Consider the following 21,061-nt stretch of genomic DNA (forward strand, 5'->3'; position numbering starts at 1 on the left):
ATCTCCAATTCCGCTTCCCGTAACTTCTGAATGATCTGCTCGACCTGCAAACGCTTCGTGCCCATGATCCCCTCCCTTTTTCAAGTGATGGTCGTCAGTCTACGACTGACGACCGGACTCGTTTAAGGGGGGCAGGTCACGCCGATCGAAGCTGTCAGAGTGATGCGACACGACTCAAGTGACGCGGCATCGTCGAAGTAGGAGCATTTGAATGCATCATGAATTGGATGCGGCCCGACTTGAGGCGTTCGCAAGTCATCTACGTCGCTCTAAGCGTGAATGGGTGGACAATCGGCATCTTTGGGATGCTTTTTCGGCGGCGTTTCCGACCTTTGCTGAATCGACGGAGCGAAGGAGCTGGCTGCTTGCCGCCATCGCCGAGTTGCGTCGACTCGAAATCGTCAAGCTGCCGGCTGCAAAAAGCAATCGATGGGACCGTACGCTTCAACCGGCAGTTCCGCGAGAAGTTGCCCTGGTCCGTTCACCCGACCCCGTAAGGCGGACCGACTGGAAGTCGTTCCCGTGGCATCCTCGCCTACGTTGGATCCACGACTTCCCGCGAATGTCCGAAGAGATAGAAACCTTTCTTCGCCGCGTCCATCATGGACTTGTCAGAGATGAATTTCAAACGAGAGCTCCGCTGAAATATCGGTCGCTTCAACTAACCGGCCGTGAAAAACGATTGGGTAAACTTCTCCAATCGTCCCTGTTCAGTGAAGGCCGTCTGACGCTGGATCTGCTGGGGTGCTTCTCGGAGACTCCGCAGTTGGCGTATGAACGCATCGCGGATATCCCGTCGATCATCATCTTTGAAAATGCCGACTCATTTGCCGTGGCCCGAAATGTTCTCCGCTCGCTCTCGCTTCCCCCATTCGGTCTTGTCGGTTTCGGCGGAGGCAACGGCGTATGTCGATCGATTCCCTCACTGATTTCTTTGCCGACACCAATTCAGCGAATCGTCTACGTTGGTGACCTCGACTTTCATGGCCTGAGAATCGCTGCCAGGGCCTCTCGGGCGGCTTCCGTGTCGGGACTACCCGAGATTCAACCTGCCACCATGGTGCATCGCGCGATGTTGCAATCCGCACAGCGGTTCGGAAATTCGGATGGTTGGGAGGACAAGAGGTCGCACGGCCGACCCGTCGAGCGTCTGACCACGGCACTCACGTTTTTAGATCCCGAGTTAAGGGACGTAGTAGCTGCGATCCTGCAGCAAGGAAACCGCATTCCCGAGGAAGTTCTGGGACCTCAAGAGCTGACGGTTGCTTGGGGAGCTCCCAGCCTAGTCAGCTAACTCCGACATGAGACGGCGGCGCCCGGACATGCCGAAGATTTGCGACTGCGCAAAGCGTGATCATTCGTAAAGTTGTTTCCGAAACCGGTACCTGAGAGCAACCGGAAGCATGGGGTTTGCGGCAAGTGCTTTACCTCGATCCTTCGAGAACACGTACCCGTGATCGGAGGCGGGAAACGGCCGATCGCGAATCTCAACGCCGTGTTCGCCGCGGCGGAAACGGGCCGACTGGAGAACCTCGCGCAAGCGATGCGCAAGGCGATGCAAGAGATCAATCAAGCGCGAAGCCTGCGCCGGCTTCGCTGCCGGCGAAGTGATCGAATTACGGCAGCGAGCAAAGCTCGACCAAGTACCCGTCGGGATCTTGTAGGAAGAGTTGCCAAGCACCGTCGGGGCGTTGTTTCGGCGGCGAAGCGAACGTGATTCCCGCTCGCTGTAATTCGTCGCCGACTCCCCGACAGTCGTTGACGAGAAAAGCGAAGTGATGGCCGCGCGGTTTATGCCATGCGCCGGTACCCGCCGGACCGGTTTCTGCGGACTCGAGGTTCGTGTGGATCAACGTCGCACCGGCTTGGAACCACTGCCCGGCGAACGAGAAGTTGGGGCGAGCGACTTCGTCCATTCCCAGCAACTCCACGTAGAACCGACGCGTCGCGGCGAGGTCTTTGACCACGATCGTAACATGATCGAGCGACTTTACTTGAATCGACATGAAGAAACCTTATTCCTCGTTGCGTGCTAACGTGAATGGATGTGCCTGCCGCCGCTAACTCTTCGGTTGAACAGAAAGATCGATCCGCTTGACGGTCCAGGTCGATTCGCGCGCGGCGTCAAACGTGCTAGCCATTGAGTTTTCAGACTGAGCCTAAGGCAACAGCGGAAACCGTGCCGTCGTCCAATCGACGACGAGGTCGTTCCAGAAGACCACGGTCGGCGCGACCACACCGTGGTTGTCGCAGCGGCCGATCATGATACTGCGGGCCGGAGTGTTGGAGTTGAGCTTGAGCGTCGACGTCGGGCCGATCTGCTCGAAGGTTTTCGGGTCGAACAAGGCGAGCGATGAGTTGCCGTTCTGCGTGAAGCGCATGCTGACCCAATAGAGTTTGCCGTCTTCGACGGGGATGATGGGACCTGCGCGCGAGCCGAGGCGCTCATTGTTCGGACCGCGGTCGCCGGTGTGAACGCGGAAGCCGGGCGTTTGCGGATGCTCGCGGGTATTCAGCACCACGAAATCTCCGTCGGACGAATTGATGGAGACCAAATCGAGCGGCGTCCACTTCTTGGTGCCGTGGTATTCGAGGAAGAAGCCGACGCTGACCTTGGGCTGCGGTGTCTTGAAGGTGTAAGTGATGCAACGAACGGGAGTGGCCAGCTCGCAGGCCCAACCGTGTTTGTCTTCTTTGTTCTCGTGAACGACGCCGTTGACGCTGACTGAACCGGGAAGCCTGCCGCGAGCCGGAGCGACGGTGAATTCGGTGAGCGGAGTGTCGGTCCATTCGCGGCCCCGACGTATGCGCCACGTGCCGCCGTCGCCGCGTGTCATGGCGTTGAGCAACTCCACGGTCATGGCGTCGCCGAGCTTGCCCGCTTCCATGTGCACGTGGAGGTCGGCGACGAGCGGCGACTGGGCCGATGCCTGGCGCGCAGGCATCAAGCAGAGGCAAAGCGCCGCGAGCAGAGTCAAATTCGCAAAAGAGAAGCGTTCCAGCATGAGATCGCTCCGATACCGGAACGCAAAATTCGGGGGTGTTGTGGTGGTGGCGAAAACGCGGTAACAATTCCCAGGCTCGACACCACATTCTAAAGCTTGCTTGAATATGTGGAAGAAGGCGAAAATCGCCGGCAATATGTCGCTTCCGACGCAGCCAAGCTTCCGTTTGAGGGGAGACGAAGCGATGGACGCCGGTGATTTACTTCCTGGGATTTCCCTGCGCGTTGCGAAATATCGGTGAGTTCGAATTCCGTAACGCGGTTTGCGTCGGCTTTCGGATCAACTTCGCCATTTCGAGCCGCACTGAAATCTTCCGAGTAGGTAGCGGCCGAGTGCCCGCTGCCGGGGCACAATGAAAGGACACGGTCGTTAACACGAAGATGGTCCAAGATTGCGGCAACAAGCCGACGACGGAGCCGACCACGACGGGTATACGAGCATCTACAAGCCCATTCCAGCGACCCGGAGCAAGCATTGCGGCGGCGGGCCTGCTAGAATCTCGACGACGATATTCACTTTCGGATTACGTGGATGCAAGGCATACGAAGTTTGTGATCTTCGTACTTTGAGATCCGAGTCTCCGTGGTGAAATCTTAGGCCCGCATCGCACGCCCCGCCCCAACTCTTCAACGAGCTCAATCATGATTCGACTCATCGCCCCGCTGTTCGTTATCGCTTTCGCCACGGTCGCTCAGGCCATGCAGGTCGAGCGCGATGTGCCGTATGCCAAGCCCGCGCTCGAGCGGCAAGTGCTCGACGTATACACGCCCGACGGCGCGAAGGGCAAACGCTTGCCGGTCGTCTTTTGGATTCACGGCGGCGGCTGGGAGCACGGTGACAAATCCGACGTTGCGCTGAAGCCGCAATTCTTCGTCGACCGCGGCTGCGTCTTCGTCAGTACGAACTATCGGCTCTATCCGCATGTCGACATGGCCACGCTGATCGGCGACGTCGCCAAGGCGCTCGGCTGGGTTCACGCGCACATCGGCGAGTACGGCGGCGATCCGAACCGCATCATCGTCGGCGGCCACTCGGCCGGCGCGCAACTGGCAGCGATCATCTGCACCGACGAACGCTATTTGAAATCCGAAGGGGTCGCGCTCGTAAACATTAAAGGTTGCATCCCCGTCGACGGCGACACGTACTATCTGCCGGGCATCATCACGGTCGCCGAGATTCGCGCCCACATGCACGGTTTTCCGCAGCCAGGCTCGTCGGGTCATCGGGCGAAGTTCGGCAACGACCCGGCAAAGCACCTCAACTTCTCGGCCGTCACGCACGTCGCGCCGGGCAAGAATATCCCGCCGTTTTTGATCATGTACGTCGCCGGCCACCCCGACACGAACGCCCAGGCAAAGCGCCTCGCCGCCTCGCTTAACGAAGCAAAGATCCCCAATACGCTGTACGGTGGCCGTGAAACGACGCATGGTAAAATCAACAACGACATCGGCGTCGCCGCCGATCTCGGCACGGCGGCCGTCATCAAGCTGCTCGACGAAGTGTTGCGGCCTTAAGTATGAGCGACACAAGCTTAGCGCAAGATGCGCACCATCGTGATGCGATGGACGCGAGGCAGGTTTCCAACACCCGACGCTCCTATGACAGGTCACTAACTTGAAATTAACTCTCCTCGTCCTATCCGCTGCACTGCTTGCTCCGTCGGCCGCATTGCACGCCGCCGATGCTTTCCTCGTCGAAGACGGGCAGCCTCGCGCGGAGATCGTCATCGCCGAGAATCCACAGCGCAGCGCGCGGCTCGCAGCGCATGATTTACAGACCTATGTGAAGAAGATGTCCGGTGCGCACCTGCCGATCGTCGTCACACCCAGCGAGTCGGCCGTCAAAGTGTTCGTCGGGCGCAGCGAGCATACGGATCGGCTCAAGATCACTGCCGAGGGGTTGAAGCATGGCGCTTACCGCATCGTGTCGGGCGACAAGTGGTTGGTGCTGATCGGCGACGACACGGAGTTCACGCCGATCGAGCCGTGGGCGAAATTCAGCGGTGAAAGAGATGAGAATGGGAAGGTGCAGGCTGAGTGGGACAAAATCACCGGCGCGAAGTGGGGCCTGCCGATGACCAGTTTGTATAAGAATCGCCTCACCTTGCCCGGCGTAATCGGCAGACCGGATGCGGCCGTCGGGAAGATTGAGCCTTGGCAAGCCTGGGGTGGCGATGAGCGCGGGTCGTTCAACGCGGTCGCCGGGTTCTTGAACGGTCTCGGCGTGCGCTGGTACCTGCCGGGTGAGCTGGGCGAGATCGTGCCGACGTTGAAGTCGATTCCCTTGCCGAAGGTCGACGAGATCGTACGACCGGATATTCCGTTGCGCAGTTTCAACTTCCGATTCGCGAACAACGGCATCGAAACGGCAATGTGGGCCATGCGTCTCGGCGTGCGCGAACCGCTGAACAGCCAGCACGCGCACGGGATGGTGATCGTAACGATGCGCGAAGCGAACTTTACGGCTCATCCCGAATGGTTCGCACTGTACGGCGGCAAGCGACAGTTCCAACCCGGTTACAGCAAGAACCAACTCTGTTACTCCAACGAGGAGTTGTTCCAAGAAACCGTCCGCTACGTTCGGGCCCTGTTCGATCACTACCAATTCGAGGTGGTCTCCGTCATGCCGCCCGACGGCTACACGGCCATGTGCCAGTGCAAATTATGCGAGGGGAAAGATTCGCCCGAGCGCGATAGCTCGGGACTGATGTCCGATCATGTGTGGGACTTCGTGAATCGCGTTGCCAAGGAGGTCCGCAAGACGCATCCGGACAAAAAGATTTGCAACTGTGCCTACGGCTCCTACGCGCTGCCGCCATTGAAGATCGCGAAGCTGGAACCCAATGTGGTCGTCGGCATCGTCGGCGGACGAGGAGCGCCCCGGAGCAACAAGCCGGAGCAGCAGGCGGAAATCGCGCTGCGCCGCGCCGCGTGGTCGGCCAAAACGGACAATCCCATCATGATCTTCGAGAACTACCCCATTACCGATCGTGGGTGGTATTTGCCTGCCTTCACGCCCGCCGCTTTGGGCGCGAGCGTGAACGCGACCAAGGGGATCTCGCAGGGTGAGGACATCACCCTCACCATGAAATTCAACAATGCCGGCGCCGGCTTGAATCACTTCCTCGTCTACTTCACCGCGCGCAGTTATTGGGGTGGCAAGAATCTGGACGTCGATGCGATGTTCCGCGAATACTGTCGGCTGTTTTACGGCCCCGCCGAGCGGGAGATGCACACTTTTTTCAACTACTGCGAGGCGAACTGGCAGGAGATGGAGAAGGACAAGACCAAGGTCGATGCCGCACTCGCGCACTTCGCCGCAGCGCAGGCGAAAGTCGAGGCACAGTCGGTTTACGGTCGGCGCGTCGCGTTGATCGACGAATTTCTCAAAGACCTCCGCAGCAAGAGCCTGCAACTTGCCAGGCAGCGTGGGCCGGTGCCGCAGTTCCGCATCGGCCGCGATGCCGCAGGCATCGTCATCGACGGCAAGCTGGACGACGAATTCTGGCAAAAATATCCGGCACCGTTCGTCGGCGGATTGCGCGAGTTGCAGACCGGCGGCCGGCCCACGTTCGGCACCACGTTCAAAGCGGCGTGGGGTCAGGACGGTAACCTTTACCTCGCCATTCGCTGTGAGGAACGACCCGGAGAGAAGCTGAACATCGGCGCGACGAAAGACGATGACGCCGCGTTGTGGTACGGCGACGCCGTCGAAATACTCCTCGAAACCGAAGCGCATTCCTACTACCAAATCGCAGTCAGCCCTTCCGGCGCCGTCGCCGACATGGATCGCTCGGCATCTCGTGGCGCGTGGCTCAGTTGGGACTCGAATGCCGTAGTCGCCACGCATATCGCCGACGATCATTGGACTGTCGAGATGCGGCTACCGATCACTCAGGACGATAACGATCCGCTGCACCAGGTCATCGGACGCAGGCCATCCGTCAGCCTCCCTTGGCACTTTAATCTCTGCCGCCATCGCATCCGCGAAAACGGCGCAGAGGCTTCCGCATTCGCACCGACCGGCAAAGCCAACTTCCACGAAGTGATGAAGTTCGCACTCTTCTATGAAGGTCGGTCGCATCAGTTCGCGCACGGGGAACCGGAAGCCGATTACCTGGAAGCCACGCGTATCGCCGCCGACTTCGCACGACAAGGGAAGCGCGACGAGGCCCTCGCCGCATACACGGCCGCCGCCGAAGGAAAGATCAACGACTTCCAAAAGTCGGCCGCGCTCGAAGAAGCCGCCGCAACGGCCCGAGCCCTTCGCCGGTACGACGTTGCCGATCAACTCACGGCACGCATCCCGATCGAGGCCGTGAAGAAAAGCGTACGCATGCGCAGCCTGCTCGATCAGGCCCAAGTAGCGGAAGTGATTGCCCAATTCGGCACCGAGGACATCGATGCTTGGCCCTTCTGGAAAGCCGGCGATGGCTATTTCAATCGAGGCCTTGCGTATGCGATCAATAAATCCGGCAAAGAAGCCGAACTCGACCTCACTCGCGCCCTCGAATGGACCAGCGACCCGCGTCTTCGCGACGGCATCCGTCAGGTCCTCGCGGGGAACCGCGAGAATAATCTTAAAGACGACACGGCTGCCTTGTCCGCATATCGTCAGACGGTCGACTCCACCCCGCAACTACGGAGTGCCGAACACTACACGGCCGTCGCCGGTGTCGCTCGCATCTTAACCAAGCAAGGCAAGTTCGACGAAGCGCTCGCCACGCTGAAGAAATTGGACATCGAAAAAATCGGCGGCAGCTGGCACGGTTCCTTGTTGATCGCTCAAGGTAATACGCTCCAAGCCGCGGGCCGGAAAGACGAAGCACTGACCGTTTACAAGTCGGTGCTCGAAGACAAAGCCGCCGATGCAAACAGCCGTAAAGCCGCCGAGCAAGGGATCCAATCCATCCGATCGCAGAAATGAAATCACCAGCCGGAACGGATGCGATTCATTAACCATATCGGTCGCTGCGACGATCCGGGGCATTACTAGGTTTTCAAGCCGGATGTTGCCCGGCCCGCAAAGAAACGGTTGCTCGCATCGTATTCGTGTTTCTTGCTCTTTCGGCGATCGGGCATCTAAGATGAACTCACCTCGGCCTGTTGCTAAAGGGGGCTACCGCAAGCGATAATTTGACGGTAAGAATTTTGCCGCTCGACCCCGACGGCGAACACGTTCTTTTTCCGGCTCCGATACGAAGGTCTTTTTGCATGCAATTGATTTCGGCCCCCTTTCATCTTCTGCGACTTGCGTTGCCGGTTGTCGCCGTTTGTCTCGGCTTGGCCGGCGTCGCCGGTGGAGCCGAGCCGTTTGAGGCGTTTCTCGAGAAGCATTGCGTTCGCTGTCATAGCGCTCAAAAGGAACAGGGGGATCTGCGGATCGACCGGCTCTCGCGCGATTTCAAATCGGGCACGGACACGCATCATTGGGCCGAGGCCCTCGATAAGGTCAACAGCGGCGAGATGCCTCCGAAAACCGAGCCGCAGCCGACGCAGGCGGAAATCGCGGCGTTCGTCACCAGTCTCGATGCGCGGCTGAGCGAGGGGCGGGCGGCGCGCATGGCCGCGCGGCCGGCCGTGGCGCATTATCGTTTGAGCCGGAAAGAGTATCAGAACACGGTCTACGACTTACTCGGCGTCCGTTACGACCCAACCAAGCCGGGCCAATTGAATGAAGACACGCTCTGGCATGGTTTCGAGCGCATCGGGTCGGAACTGTCTCTCTCGCCGTCGCATGTCGATCGTTACTACGGCGCGGCGGGGCTCGTGCTCGACCGCGCGTTCCCCGTCACGTCGGGAGAATCACGCAAGGTTCATAAGACCGCTGCCGACCTACGTTACAGCGGCGGGAAGACCCAGCAAGAGGCGCTAAACCGCTTCGGCATCAAGCGGCCGCTCCGTTACCTACTCTTTCCCGGTAATGTTCAAAACGCCCTCTCACCCAACTGGTTCGGAAAGTCGGGGCCGGAGTACAGCGGGCTCTACAAATTTCGCATCAAGGCCAGCGGTATCCGCCCGCCCGACGGTCAGCCCGCGCACCTCAGCATCGGCAAGCGTACCGGAGAAGAGACAGTAGAAGGCCTCATCGAGTTCGACCTCACGGCGCCGGAAGATAGTCCGCAGGTCTATGAGTTCGAGGTGTTTCTCGAGATGCCTGCGACGCTGGACTTCTGCGTCGTGGCGACCGACGTCGTCGACAGAAGAGCCGGTGCCGCCTTCCGCAACGCACTCACCAGCGGGAACGGATACATCTTCACGCACAGTAGCGAGACGTTGCTTCTCAATCCGAACGCCCCGCAGATGTTCGATGGTCAAGGGAACGGCCTTTTCTCCACGGTGCTTCTCGATTGGATCGAGTGGGAGGGGCCGCTGGAAACGGCTTCGGAGAAGTCCCGGCGCAATGGTCTGTTGCCGCCCGACGACGCGTCGCCGGAGGTGGTCGCGGAACATCTCGAGCGCTTCGCCCAGCGCGCCTGGCGGCGACCGGTGAAGCAGGAGGAGTTGATCGACTACCTGAAAGCTTACCGCTCGGAACGGGACGCGGGTGAAAAGCCGGCGGCCGCTTATCGCGTCGCGCTGCAGGGCGTGTTGACCTCGAGGAACTTCATTTACCTCGTTGAAGGGGAAACCGCGGCCCGCGAAAAACTCAATGATTCGGAGCTCGCCTCTCGGCTCTCGTATTTCCTCTGGAGTTCGATGCCCGACGAAGGCCTGTCCTCGGCCGCGCAAGGGGGCAAGCTGAACGGCGAAGGTCTTAAGAAGGAGGTGGATCGGCTTTTGAAGGACGGCAAGATCAACCGCTTCGTCGACGACTTCGTACGCCAGTGGCTCCAGCTGCACCGCATCGGAACGTTCCCGCCGGACAAGAAGCTCTACCCGATGTACGACCCTTGGCTTGAGACAAGCCTGCGCCGCGAGCCCGTCGAGTATTTCCGCGAGCTCTTCTCGCAGAACCAGCCCCTCGCCCGCTTCATCGATTCCGACTGGACCGTAGCGAACGCCCGGCTCTGTGATTTTTACGGACTGCCGGAACCGAAGGCCGACGGCTTCCAGCGCGTATCGCTGAAGCCCGAGGATCATCGCGGCGGGTTGTTGACGATGGGCGCGGTGCTGGGGCTGACCTCCGACGGCACGCGCCATCGTCCGGTTCACCGTGGCGTCTGGGTCAGTGAAGCGATTTTCGGTAAGACCCCGCCCCCTCCGCCGGCGAACGTGAGCGCGATCGAGCCCAGCCCGCCGGAGAGCCCCAAGGCTACGCTGCGTCAGAAGATCGAAGCGCACCGCAACAACGCCAGCTGCGCCGCCTGCCACGCGAAGATCGACCCGCTGGGACTCGCCTGGGACAACTACGATGCCATCGGACAATGGCGCACTCATGAGAAGGTCGCCAAGGGTACCGGCAACGATCCCGCGATCGATCCGTCCGGCGTGATGCCCGACGGCCGATCGTTCCGAGATTCGGTACAGTTCAAACAACTGCTGCTCGCGGACGATGAGCAAGTCGCACGGGCTTTCATCGAGCACCTTTGCACCTACGCTCTCCGCCGCGTGCTCACGGTGGACGATCAGGCTGATCTCAAGGCCATCGCTGCCGCAGCGAAGAAGAACGGATACGGAGTTCGAGAGATCATTCGCGCCGTCGCCCTGTCCGAACTACTCCGGAAGCGATAAGCAGAGGTTCTTTGTTCTTCGTTCTTGGTGCTTAGTTCTTGCGACACCCAGAAACCAAAACCAGTTAACCAAAAACCAGGAACAAAGCACCAAGAACGAAGAACATGAGTATTCGACGCTTCGAAGACATTGAAGGCTGGCAATTAGCACGGGACTTGGCGAAGCGAGTTTATTCAGTGGCCATGCGCGGAACGTTTGCGAAAGATTTCGGACTTCGGGATCAGATTACCCGTGCGGCAGGCTCGACCATGCATAACATCGCCGAAGGATTTGACGGAGGGAGTAATGCGGAGTTCGTCAAATTTCTGCGATACTCGCAACGTTCCTGTTCCGAGGTTCAAAGTCAGCTCTATGTCGCTCGAGACCAAGCCTACATTTCACAGGATGAGTTCGACTCCATTTACGAACAAGCCGCGATGACACATGCCAAAGTCGGCGGATTTATTCGCTATCTTTTGAGCTCCTCCAACGCCCACTAACCATTCAAACTAAGAACTAATAACCAATAACAAAGAACTATCATGAGTAACTTTCTATCGCAATCCTGGTTGATCGACCGGCGGCATGCCCTGCGTGCTTTGGGGAGTTGCATCTCGCTTCCGTTTTTGGAATGCATGGTGCCGCTGCGGGCGGCGGAGCAGCAAACCGCCACGCCCAAGCGTAGCGCCTTCATCTACCTCGCCAACGGCGTCCATTCGCTCAACTACCAGATCACCACGCCGGGCAAGGGGTACGAGTTCTCCCGGTCGCTGAAGCCGTTGGAAAAGCATCGTGACGCGATCACGCCGATCTCCGGTCTGCATCACCCGGGAGCTCTCAGCCACCATCACAATTGCATCTCGGTCTGGCTGACCGGCGGCAAGCTCGGACCTTCGGACCGGAACACCATCTCCGTAGACCAGAAGATGGCCGAGGTCACCGCGAAGCACACGCGATACTCTTCGATGGAGATCGCGCTGACGGGCGAATGTCTCGGCTGGACGGCCGATGGCGTTCGGCTCCCCTCGATGCGTCGTTGTAGTGAGATCTTCGCGTCGATGTTCGAAGAGCCGAAAGGGGGCACCGCGGCGCAGCGGAGAGCCTTGCGCCACAAGGGGAGCGTCTTAGACGCGAACCTAGCCGAAGTGCGCCGACTCGAACAGGCGATGGGCTCGGCCGATAAAGGACGTCTCGATCAATACCTCACATCGATTCGCGAGGCGGAAATTCGCACCCGGCGAGCCGATTCGTGGCTCGACACGCCGCTCCCCACCGTCTCCGACGCCGATCGCAAACGGACCAACCGCGATGTCGCCGCCACCATGGCGGGCGACTACTTCCGCACCGTCTACGACTTGATCGTGCTCGCCTTTCAGACGGATGTGACCCGCGTAGCCACGTTCAGCCTCGGGGGCGAAGGAGACGCTTTCTCCATTCCCGAGATCGGCATCACCGAGTCGCGCCATCAACTGAGCCACCACGGCGGAGATCCGGGCTACATGGAAAAGCTCACCAACTACGACACCTTCGCCGTCGAGCAGTTCAGCTACTTCCTCACTCGGCTCGCGGAGACGAAGGACCTCAACGGCAAACCGCTCCTGGGCTCGACCATGGCGCTGTTCGGCAGCGGCATGTCGTACGGCCACAGCCACGGCAACGCCAACCTCCCGCTGGTGCTCGCCGGCGGCTCCGACCTCGGCCTGAAGCACGGCAGCCACCTCGACTTCAACCAAGGACACTTCAAGGGATATCAGCTCGATAAGCCCGGCGAGCAATACTCGCTCTGTAGCCGCCCCGCGAACTCGAATGCCCACATGAGCAACCTGCTGCTCCTGATGGCCCAGCGCATGGGCGTAGAGACCGACAAGTTCGGCGACAGCAACAAGGTGATCGAACTATGAGTCGTTTGTTTCTGGTTCTTAGTTCTTCGTTCTTGGTTCTTGGTTCATACGTCGCCGCCGCCGAAAAAGCCGAGCCGTTCCGGCCCGAAGCGGGGAAGTTCCCTCCTTTGGAAATGGCGCACTCGTACCGAGGCGAGCTCGTGTTCGTGGATCATGCCAACCGTCGCGGCAGCATCCGCGTGCAAGGGGCGGGGATGTATTTCCGTAACGCTCCGCATCCGTTCGCAATGCTCCCTTACGGCCTCGTTCGCTATCACGGCGCACCGGCGGACTTGCGGGACATCCCGCTCGGCACCGTGCTGCACGTTCGGGCATTTCTCCCGCCGGATCCCAAGATCTCCGCCGTGCCGGTGTTACCGATCAACAATCGGGACAAGAACGCGGGCTATAGCGGCTCGGGAACGGCACCCGCCGAGAACCACGTGCTGCTCCTCGAAGACGAACCGAGCTACTGCCTGCGTGAGGGAAAGGTCTGGAAGCTGAAGGAAGTGGACATCCAAAACAACGCGGGGATGATCATCGCCGGCCTCGCCGCGAAGGCCGGCGGAGACGGCAAGGCCGCAGACGACAAGGCCACCGCGGAAAAGACCGCAGACGAAAAGCTGACCTTCGACGCCGGTACCCGCATCTGGCGCGGTCGTGAACGCCTCGGCATCGCCGACCTCGTTGCCGAGGGGATCTGGCCCGCCGGCGGCAAGAAGTCGCTCGACGGTCAGTCCGTCCTGCTCGGGATCACTTGGAAGCCGACGCCGGATGGTATTTTCACCCGCTTCCACATCTCGGACATCTGGCTGGACGACACGTCTGCGCAGCGGGCCGCTCAGATTCAAACCGAGGTCCACAAGGCCTTCATCCGGAGCCGTTGGATGCCGGCCTGGATCGATGCCGTCGAGTACGGCAAGTTCGGCCGCGCCACCGTGACCGCAACCTTGTTCGGCGGGATGGATCCCTCGCTCTACGCCGACTTCCAGAAAGGGAGCCAAGTGACAACGAATGCGTCCGAGAATAACTTGAAGCATCTGGGAGGCGACTATGGTCCCGCGCACATGGCCTCGCGAGGCTCCATTCTCGACGTGACGAAAGTGCCTGGAGATGCCCCTCTCGGCAGCAGCGGCATCCAAGTCCGATTCGAGACGGACCTTATCATCGAAGGCATCCGCCCTACGAGAGTCGTCCGGATCCGTGCCGGGAACTGGCCTCAGGTGCAAGTGCCTCGAGAGGAATTCATGGGCGACGGCAGCTCCGGCGAAGGCCGCTTCCCGACCCCGGCCATCTTCCCGAAATACTGACACTTGAAAATCGACGCAGCACGATCTTGATCCAGACGACTTCGTCGATCCGTTTGCCGTTCTTCCTGTAGTCCGCTTCGACAACGACGAGATAGCGCGAGGCAATCTCGTTGATCGTGAGATCCGGTAGAGAGCCTGCCGACTGCAGCCGTAGGCGATCCATTACCAACTGCCGCACAGGCCCTTGCAGGGCCATGACACGAAGCATTTGGCGGATCGTTGTCGTTCGAAAAGATCACGAGCATATCGCCGAGGCGCGTGATCATCACCGCGCCGCGCCCAATCAGCTTGAGCAGCCGGTTTGATTCCGCGAAATCACTCGTCGAGATTTTTATCTTCCGGATGGGGCGGACCGAACCAGTAGCGGATTTCGTTCGTGCAGCAGGCCCAAGGAGCGTTATGGCGGAACTCTCGGTTTGCCGGGATCGATGGCCGCGAAAACCCCGTAGCCAACGACCAGTTTCTCCAAAACTCGACGAAGTTTTCATGCAGGGCTATACACATTTCCCTGCTTAAGTAAATTTGTGCGTCGCTCTCTTCCACAGCGGCACGGCGTCCGAAATCGAGAAGATCATCGTAGGTATAAGTTTTTGATCTGCTGTTTTCCCGAGCGAACCTGATGAGCCATTCTTTGCCTGAGAGCGATTCCCGTTCGCGGTGAGCTTCCTCGTGCTCCCCCTGTTCGTCCAACCAATCGGCATAGACCATCCGGAGATTGGCATCGTCTTTGTTTTCGTTTGCGGCCAGTGCCTTAAGAAAGTCTTCTTTGTTCATCGCAATTTCTCTTTTACGACAGCGGCGGCCGCGGTGAATGCCGAATGGGTCCAAATATGACGCAGTCCCGTGATCGAGCCGGGATAGATGAAAAGCCAGAATCGCTCTCCCGGTTCGACGTCCTTCGTCAGAAACGGATCGACGATCCCGATCGGACGGTCGCACGGGCCGACCATTTCGATGTTTCCCTCTTGAGTTAATCCGACGTGCTGGCCGGGGGTCAGCCGAGTCGCAGCCATGACCGCCGCAACGGGAACATGCACCGCATCGCGTCGTCGGTCGCCGTCTTCGATCAGTCGGCCCAACCCTGGTCCTTGTTCCATATCTCACTCCTACTAGCATGATTAATCAAGTATTTTTGAATGTCGAAAATCGACGACCCTGCTCAGACTCTCAACGGCAGCAGCGGGTATTTTGATCGAGTGGCTGAGATAGAGAGCGTCTTGATATTTACTCAAGTTCTCGGCGAAGGCATCGGAAAGGCTCTTCACAAGACGGATATCTAAAGTCTCTCGCCGCCCGCTCCAGCTTTCTACAAGTACATCGGACAAGATTTTTAGGGTGCTGAGATAACGGTTACTTAAATCACTAATCAGACCTTCGGCAGCGATATCCGAAATATTCACCAACTGCTTGAGTTCGGGTTCATCATCATGTTTACCGACGACGGTGTCACCGCTCATAGGCTCTATAAAACTCGCGAAGTTCGGTTCGGCATTCTCATCCGGTGGAATGTTCTCGGTGTTCATCGTCCATCCCCATTCTTGAAGGCTCCGGCTGTTGAACTGGGGCGTGCCCAGTCCATTTCGGCAGACCCGATCCCAGGCGAGTCGGTCTTGAGCAAACTTGCGGCGTCGATCGCCGTGGTGATGGTGAGCCACGAACTTTCGAGCAAGTATTCGTTCTCGCCTTTGCCGCGGCGGAGCGTTCCTTGGATCGTGACGGTTTCCCCGACGCGGGCCTGAGACCACTTCGCGTCGATCGGCTGGTCCGACGGTCCCACCGAAGCCCGGCATTCGACGACGCCGTCGAGCGAGAGCGAATTGCCTTGGATCTTAGTGATCTTTCCCCAAAGTTGCAGCGACTTCCCTTCCAGCGACTTGTATGCCGCGCCCTGAGAGGCGACTTGGCGGTTAAAAAACTTCTCCGCCTTAATGTTCTGTTCCGGTTCCGGCTGGGCCCAAAGTTGCGCAATGAAAGCCGACGCTTTGTCGAAACATTCGGCGGGGAAGTCCGTTGTTTTCACCACGACGAACACCACGACTCCGATGACGACGGTATTGATCAAGGCGACGAGAGGCGAGACTTTGTATCGGGCCGGTTGTGGCGTGGTCATGATGATCGCTCCTGTAAAGAATTCCGTCGACTCGAAGATGTTTCTGAATCGTTTACTTGTCGTCACGTCGAACGTATTCGTTGGATTCGTGACTCTAAAACACTAAGCGGTCGCCGGCGGTTGCGAACCGCAACAATATCCGATTTTCCGCAGCGAATCCAAGAGTTCCTCACCGTCGCCCGGTGAGGAACTCTCGACAGGCCCGCCCGATCATGGATTCGCGGTAAGGTTAAAACGAGCAGCCAGCCGAGTGCGTGCTTGTTCATACGTCGTTCCGGCGGCCGTGAGTTCGCGGTTGAAGTCGCCGACTCCGTTCCGAATCACGTTTTTGGCAAGCTGACGCATCAATGCCGTGTCATCGACTTCCTCGATCGCCGTGACCGAGACCTGCATGAGCTTCAGATAGGCAGCGACCTCTTGTTGAAAGGCCTTCTTAGAAGCCGCCTTAAAGTTCTGAATCTCCGTGTCGGTCCCGATCTCCATCTGATCCAATTCCTCGGACATCTGTTGCAACACGACGTCGGAGCGCTTCTGATCTTTGTATATTTGCGTAAGCGTGTACGGCTTATCGAGTAAAATGGCTTCGGAGCTTTGCCCCAGGGACACCATCACTTTCGCGGCCCGACTGCGAAGATCCTGGACTCGGTTGAGGACGGACAGCGCCTCTTGAGAGGTTGCTTGCGGCTTGTCGGCCGCAACGGGTGTCGAGCCCGGGAACGGCGTTGGCGGGTACGACACTTTCGGATCCGCAGAGGCAGTCGCATCGTTGCGAGAGGAGGCCGACTCTCGGTTTCTCGGCAAGGCAACTCCCCAGATGGATCGCGTCGTTTTGAGGTCCTCCAAAAAGTCGGCGATGCAGTCATCGAGTTTGTCTGCCGTGATATTGAAATTCGCAATCGGATACCGCAAAGTCAGCTGACGAACGTCGGCCATGTAGCTAAACGCGGCCGGGTAGATGTCGTCGTTGCTGAGGATCATTTTATCCCAGGCGAGCGGGACCCCGCCGACGGATCCGTCAGTCATCACGGCAGCCTGTAAGTAGACCAGAGACTTGTCGCGACTCAGCTTGAACTGAATCGGGATATCTAGGTCGTCGAGCGCAAATACGGCTTCCACCAAGTTGGGATTCTTAACGTTCTTATTGAGTTTGTAGTTGAGCTTCTCCAGTAAGTTGCGCAGGCCTTGCAAGTCGTTGACTTGCCCGTTCACCACCGGAGCGGAATTCGCTGCGCCGGTGAATAACGGACGATCGGGAGTAAAAATGGGGATACTCTGAGCGAATGCGGTAGCGGCTTCGACCATCAGATTCGCGCCCAGGAACATCGCAGTCAGATACGGACGCATGTTCCATTCTCCTTGCCGGCCGACCGTCGAAACGTATCGGTAAGATCGCCGAGCGACGCCGCCGCAACGCGAACGGCGCGGCATCGCAAGTTGGAGGGCGTAGTAAGTCGCGGCGTTGAATACTTTTCCGAGGATGGCGAACAACATGAGAAGTCTCCTTGAGAAGTTGCGTTCGGATCAAAGTCGGTCGCAACGTTGCGGCCATCAACTCTGCCCAATCACCTCAGCGGCGCGGCGACGCGGAACGCCGCAAAGAATCCGAGAATTTGTCGCGAGGGAATCCGCCGGCTGCTAAAAGCCCCTGTTTTCGGCCAAGCGGCGAAGTTTCGTAAAATTCTGCGGCGGAACCGGACCTCGCGTCGCTCAGTGTTACAGAGACGCTTTCACCTCCCGCGGGACGGGCCGACCGACTCGACTTTCCACTTCTGTAATTCCCTTGATTGTGTCGTGTTGCGTCACGGACAATGTTGCCCGTTGCTTCGGCAACTACTCATCCCTGCTTTACTGAAGGATCAAGATCATGAAACTATTCCTCATCGCCTGTTTAGCAGTTATGCAACTTTCTACGGCGGGCGCACAAGAAGTTTCCCTCTCGCCGAAAGTCGGTTCCACAGCGGCTCCGCAAACGCCGCCGCCGCGAGTAGTCCCGAACGCCGACGACTTGTTGTTGCCGCAGGAAACGATTCTCAATTCGGACGGCACGTTTTCTCCGAAGCGCGACGACAGCGCTCTTGCCCCCAAGTCGCCATCGCAGCGATCGCAAGATGAATCGCCTGTCCCTCGCGCCAAGCTGGGCAGCGATACCGATCTTCCTCAGCCGAAGCCGAGCAACTCGACCGAAGGACGTTTTCCTTGGACTCTCGTCGGCATCGTCGCCGGCGTAGCCGGAGCTGCCGTAGTCGTAAGCCGTCGACTTCGAAAGCCAGCGATCCGTTAGTCGCCGGTTCGAACGTAATCGATTCCGATAGCTCAAGTGACGAGTAGCCGTTCGAGCTGGGGTTCGCCGAATTTCTAACTTCGTGCAACAGTTCTTTGAAAGTGCCCGACCATGTCCGAGAACTCTAACGACACCACGCAGAGCTTCAGCACGCCGGAAGTCGATCGTGAAGAACGGCTGGCGATTCTGCTGGAGCGGTGGGAGGACGACGTCGCACGCGGCAACTCGCCGACGCCGGCCGCGATCGCCGTAGACTTCCCGGAGTTAGCGTCGGACTTAGAACGAATTCTGCTCCGCCTCGGAAAGGTTGCATCGAGAGCCGGAAGCTTCGATCCCAAGGATCCGATTCAAGAGTTCATGACAAACTTCCGCGTCGGCAGGTACTCTCCCGTCGCCTTACGAGGTCAGGGAGGACAAGGCTGGATCTTCGAAGTTCAAGACGGCGAACTTCCACGGCGCGCGGCGCTGAAGTGCTTGCGACCGTTTTCCGCTGCCGATTCCGGCGCGCGCAGCCGACTAGCGCTCGAGGCGAAGATCATCAGCAAGCTGGAGCATCCCGGCATCGTGCCGATCTACAGCCTGGCGGGAGAGCAAAGCGATAATCCTTATTACGCCATGCGCCTGGTCGATAATGAGCAGACGCTCCGGAACGCAATCGATGAGTTGCATCGTGTGGACGCTTCCGGCCAAGCCGCCGATCGATTCTCGAAGTCGTTGCGTGAACTTCTACGCAGGTTCGACACCGTCTGCCAAACCGTGGCCTACGCGCACAGCCGAGGGATCATTCACCGCGATCTCAAGCCGGGCAACATCATGCTCGACCGCTTCGGCGTGACCCTGGTGATCGACTGGGGGCTCGCTAAGGAGATCGGAACGACTGCGGAAGACATAGCGAACGACCCGGCTCGGGAATCGTTGCGGCGTCTGAGTTCAGGCGACGGGCAGGCTACGTTGGCGGGAGTCGCTTTGGGAACGCCGGCCTACATGAGCCCGGAACAAGCGAACGGCCGCTGGGACCAAGTCGGGCCGGCCAGCGATATTTATAGCCTAGGGGCCACGCTGTACACGCTGCTGACCGGCGTGGTGCCCTTCGCGGAATCGTCTGCCGATATTCCGTGCGACATGCTGGAAGTGCTCAAACGGGTGAAAGCCGGCGAATCCCCACGAGCGCCGCGGAAGGTTCTCTCAAGCGTTCCGGCACCGCTGGAGGCGATCTGCCTGAAGGCCATGGCCCCGCAGCCCGAGCGGCGCTACGCGACGGCCTTGGAACTCGCGGTCGATATCGAGAAGTATCTGGATGACGAGCCGGTCGGTTGCTGGACCGAGCCGCTGTCGATTCGCGTCAGGCGTTGGGTGAGGCGGCATCATACGTTCATGGTCGGCGCCGCTGCCGCACTTCTCGTGGCGATCGTATCGACGAGCGCATTTGCCGTTCGCGAGCGCCGACAGAATGAAGAATTGACCCAAGCCAATGCGCGGATCACTCGCTATGCCACGATAGCGCGCGGCACGACGCGCGACTTGGCGGCATTCGCCGTGGGTGACCCTAAGTTCTCGAACGCAGTTCTGACGATCATCACCGCCGATGTTCCGGAATCCACTGCGAAAGGCCTGGAAATCGCCTGCGATTCACTACGAAAACTCGTTGCCGAGACCCCCGACGACATTGAGTCTTTACGAGATCTCGCAAGCTTGAGCCAACTGCTCGGGATCGTTCAAGGAAATCTCGGCCGACGGGACGACGCCCTGCGAACGCTGGATCAGGCGTCTCAGTGCTGGGCGGATGTTCGTCGATTTCAACCGAACGACTTAGAAGCTCAAGGGGGCGAAGCAGTCAAACTGATGACGATCGCAAGACTGCATGTCCTGCCGGTGACCACCGACGCCAAGCTATTTAACAACGCTCAGATCTTGGAAAACATGAAAAAAGCGACGCCGCTGTTGGAAAAAGCCATCGGGGCTTTTCGTGAATTAATCATCAAGGATCCGCAAAATCCTTCTTTTCAAGTTCTACTAGCAGACGCTTTACAACTATCGGCCCAAGCGAAATTTTTTCAACTTGAAGATACTCGGCCTCTTTTCGAAGAGGCCCTCGCAATCAGCGATAAAATTTTGATCGGCGATCCGCACAACTTGGAATATCGCCGGATGAACGAGCGCATGCATTTCACCGTCGGCATTTTCACTTCTCAACTTGCCGATCAAATCGCGAGGAAAGAGCCGGCGGATCGAACAGATCCGATTTCACAAGCTCTCCCTTTAGATAAGCCATCGCGATCGAACGAAGCACTCGCACTTTGCGAACAAGCGCACGCCCAACTTCACCCTCTCATCCCCAAACGATTCGAACTTTCGGGCTTTACGAGAGCTTATCAGTCGCATCTCAGTATTTGGGGAGAGATCCTCGAGTTGCAGGTAAGAGAGTACGCATCGTCGCAACAAATCGTGAAAGTGCGAGAGCTATTGGAACGTGCGCTGTCCGTTTGGGAAGAATGGGCGGCGGTGGATTTCTTGACACCGGAAGCGCAGCGCCGACTCCATTGGATCAGAGCGGTATTCGCCGAGTCGGCCTACAAGAGCACGCTTCTATTAGATTTATCGAAAGCAGAGAACCAAAACGAGGCGAGAAGACTTCTCGGGGCGTCGTTGAATGCTCTAAGCAGGCTTCCGGCCGACTTGCCTTTGGCGCCGGAAATCGATCAGCTCACGGCCGATATCCGCACCCTTCTGGCGACACTTCCGTCGCCGAAAGACGAAAGCCGAAAGAAGGGCAGAAACTTTTTGCAATACATACAACCCTAATCACTCGTCGCTTACCGCAAC

16 protein-coding genes are annotated in these 21,061 nt (G+C 58.7%); 9 read left to right on the top strand and 7 right to left on the bottom strand.

The window, feature by feature from the left end; translation table 11 throughout:
* Positions 1 to 211: 211 nt before the first annotated feature.
* The gene (locus K8U03_22600) at positions 212 to 1,294 is read left to right on the top strand and encodes a hypothetical protein (protein MCE9607688.1); all 1,083 of its coding nucleotides are present in this window, start codon (positions 212 to 214) and stop codon (positions 1,292 to 1,294) included.
* A 322-nt stretch (positions 1,295 to 1,616) separates the two neighbouring features.
* On the opposite strand, the gene K8U03_22605 is transcribed toward K8U03_22600, so the two are convergent.
* Both K8U03_22605 and K8U03_22610 read right to left on the bottom strand, forming a co-directional pair.
* Complete coding sequence (locus K8U03_22605) at positions 1,617 to 2,006, bottom strand: VOC family protein (GenBank protein MCE9607689.1); 390 nt, start codon at positions 2,004 to 2,006, stop codon at positions 1,617 to 1,619.
* Positions 2,007 to 2,159: 153 nt separating this feature from the next.
* Positions 2,160 to 3,005 (bottom strand): hypothetical protein, encoded by an 846-nt coding sequence (locus tag K8U03_22610; GenBank protein ID MCE9607690.1) that lies wholly within the window; start codon positions 3,003 to 3,005, stop codon positions 2,160 to 2,162.
* Positions 3,006 to 3,646: 641 nt separating this feature from the next.
* Here K8U03_22610 and K8U03_22615 point away from each other — a divergent pair.
* The 6 genes from K8U03_22615 (at position 3,647) to K8U03_22640 (ending at position 13,847) form a co-directional block, all read left to right on the top strand.
* A complete protein-coding gene (locus tag K8U03_22615; protein ID MCE9607691.1) occupies positions 3,647 to 4,519 on the top strand; it encodes an alpha/beta hydrolase in 873 nt (290 codons plus the stop codon).
* A gap of 100 nt (positions 4,520 to 4,619) precedes the next feature.
* A complete protein-coding gene (locus K8U03_22620; GenBank protein MCE9607692.1) occupies positions 4,620 to 7,931 on the top strand; it encodes a DUF4838 domain-containing protein in 3,312 nt (1,103 codons plus the stop codon).
* A gap of 287 nt (positions 7,932 to 8,218) precedes the next feature.
* Positions 8,219 to 10,678 carry a DUF1592 domain-containing protein gene (locus K8U03_22625; GenBank protein ID MCE9607693.1) on the top strand — a complete coding sequence of 820 codons (2,460 nt, stop codon included), beginning with the start codon at positions 8,219 to 8,221 and terminating at the stop codon, positions 10,676 to 10,678.
* A gap of 104 nt (positions 10,679 to 10,782) precedes the next feature.
* Entirely contained in the window at positions 10,783 to 11,157 is a 375-nt protein-coding gene (locus tag K8U03_22630; protein MCE9607694.1) for a four helix bundle protein, read from the top strand.
* 42 nt (positions 11,158 to 11,199) lie between these two features.
* Positions 11,200 to 12,558, top strand: coding sequence for a DUF1552 domain-containing protein (locus K8U03_22635; GenBank protein MCE9607695.1), 1,359 nt, complete (start codon positions 11,200 to 11,202; stop codon positions 12,556 to 12,558).
* Positions 12,555 to 13,847, top strand: coding sequence for a hypothetical protein (locus K8U03_22640; protein MCE9607696.1), 1,293 nt, complete (start codon positions 12,555 to 12,557; stop codon positions 13,845 to 13,847). Before K8U03_22635 ends, K8U03_22640 begins: the two co-directional genes overlap by 4 nt.
* A gap of 315 nt (positions 13,848 to 14,162) precedes the next feature.
* Here K8U03_22640 and K8U03_22645 read toward each other — a convergent pair whose 3' ends face one another.
* From K8U03_22645 to K8U03_22665, 5 genes are all read right to left on the bottom strand, one after another.
* A complete protein-coding gene (locus tag K8U03_22645) occupies positions 14,163 to 14,621 on the bottom strand; it encodes a TIGR02996 domain-containing protein (protein MCE9607697.1) in 459 nt (152 codons plus the stop codon).
* Positions 14,618 to 14,944 (bottom strand): hypothetical protein, encoded by a 327-nt coding sequence (locus K8U03_22650; GenBank protein MCE9607698.1) that lies wholly within the window; start codon positions 14,942 to 14,944, stop codon positions 14,618 to 14,620. The genes K8U03_22645 and K8U03_22650 overlap by 4 nt, the downstream gene beginning before the upstream one ends.
* A gap of 21 nt (positions 14,945 to 14,965) precedes the next feature.
* Positions 14,966 to 15,370, bottom strand: coding sequence for a hypothetical protein (locus K8U03_22655; protein ID MCE9607699.1), 405 nt, complete (start codon positions 15,368 to 15,370; stop codon positions 14,966 to 14,968).
* Positions 15,367 to 15,957 carry a hypothetical protein gene (locus tag K8U03_22660; GenBank protein MCE9607700.1) on the bottom strand — a complete coding sequence of 197 codons (591 nt, stop codon included), beginning with the start codon at positions 15,955 to 15,957 and terminating at the stop codon, positions 15,367 to 15,369. The genes K8U03_22655 and K8U03_22660 overlap by 4 nt, the downstream gene beginning before the upstream one ends.
* A 210-nt stretch (positions 15,958 to 16,167) precedes the next feature.
* Positions 16,168 to 17,448 carry a hypothetical protein gene (locus K8U03_22665; GenBank protein MCE9607701.1) on the bottom strand — a complete coding sequence of 427 codons (1,281 nt, stop codon included), beginning with the start codon at positions 17,446 to 17,448 and terminating at the stop codon, positions 16,168 to 16,170.
* 373 nt (positions 17,449 to 17,821) lie between these two features.
* Here K8U03_22665 and K8U03_22670 point away from each other — a divergent pair, with 373 nt between their 5' ends.
* Positions 17,822 to 18,238 (top strand): hypothetical protein, encoded by a 417-nt coding sequence (locus tag K8U03_22670; GenBank protein MCE9607702.1) that lies wholly within the window; start codon positions 17,822 to 17,824, stop codon positions 18,236 to 18,238.
* A 111-nt stretch (positions 18,239 to 18,349) separates the two neighbouring features.
* Positions 18,350 to 21,040, top strand: a complete 2,691-nt coding sequence (locus K8U03_22675; protein ID MCE9607703.1) for a serine/threonine protein kinase — start codon at positions 18,350 to 18,352, stop codon at positions 21,038 to 21,040.
* Positions 21,041 to 21,061: the final 21 nt, after the last annotated feature.

The organism is Planctomycetia bacterium (assembly GCA_021413845.1).
In the GTDB taxonomy this organism is placed as follows: domain Bacteria; phylum Planctomycetota; class Planctomycetia; order Pirellulales; family PNKZ01; genus PNKZ01.

Excerpts from the sequence above, each read along its gene's own strand:
- K8U03_22600 (MCE9607688.1), top strand. The coding sequence starts at position 212 with ATGCATCATGAATTGGATGCGGCCCGACTTGAGGCGTTCGCAAGTCAT.
- K8U03_22605 (MCE9607689.1), bottom strand. The coding sequence starts at position 2,006 with ATGTCGATTCAAGTAAAGTCGCTCGATCATGTTACGATCGTGGTCAAA.
- K8U03_22610 (MCE9607690.1), bottom strand. The coding sequence starts at position 3,005 with ATGCTGGAACGCTTCTCTTTTGCGAATTTGACTCTGCTCGCGGCGCTT.
- K8U03_22615 (MCE9607691.1), top strand. The coding sequence starts at position 3,647 with ATGATTCGACTCATCGCCCCGCTGTTCGTTATCGCTTTCGCCACGGTC.
- K8U03_22625 (MCE9607693.1), top strand. The coding sequence starts at position 8,219 with ATGCAATTGATTTCGGCCCCCTTTCATCTTCTGCGACTTGCGTTGCCG.
- K8U03_22630 (MCE9607694.1), top strand. The coding sequence starts at position 10,783 with ATGAGTATTCGACGCTTCGAAGACATTGAAGGCTGGCAATTAGCACGG.
- K8U03_22635 (MCE9607695.1), top strand. The coding sequence starts at position 11,200 with ATGAGTAACTTTCTATCGCAATCCTGGTTGATCGACCGGCGGCATGCC.
- K8U03_22640 (MCE9607696.1), top strand. The coding sequence starts at position 12,555 with ATGAGTCGTTTGTTTCTGGTTCTTAGTTCTTCGTTCTTGGTTCTTGGT.
- K8U03_22645 (MCE9607697.1), bottom strand. The coding sequence starts at position 14,621 with ATGAACAAAGAAGACTTTCTTAAGGCACTGGCCGCAAACGAAAACAAA.
- K8U03_22650 (MCE9607698.1), bottom strand. The coding sequence starts at position 14,944 with ATGGAACAAGGACCAGGGTTGGGCCGACTGATCGAAGACGGCGACCGA.
- K8U03_22655 (MCE9607699.1), bottom strand. The coding sequence starts at position 15,370 with ATGAACACCGAGAACATTCCACCGGATGAGAATGCCGAACCGAACTTC.
- K8U03_22660 (MCE9607700.1), bottom strand. The coding sequence starts at position 15,957 with ATGACCACGCCACAACCGGCCCGATACAAAGTCTCGCCTCTCGTCGCC.
- K8U03_22665 (MCE9607701.1), bottom strand. The coding sequence starts at position 17,448 with ATGTTGTTCGCCATCCTCGGAAAAGTATTCAACGCCGCGACTTACTAC.
- K8U03_22670 (MCE9607702.1), top strand. The coding sequence starts at position 17,822 with ATGAAACTATTCCTCATCGCCTGTTTAGCAGTTATGCAACTTTCTACG.
- K8U03_22675 (MCE9607703.1), top strand. The coding sequence starts at position 18,350 with ATGTCCGAGAACTCTAACGACACCACGCAGAGCTTCAGCACGCCGGAA.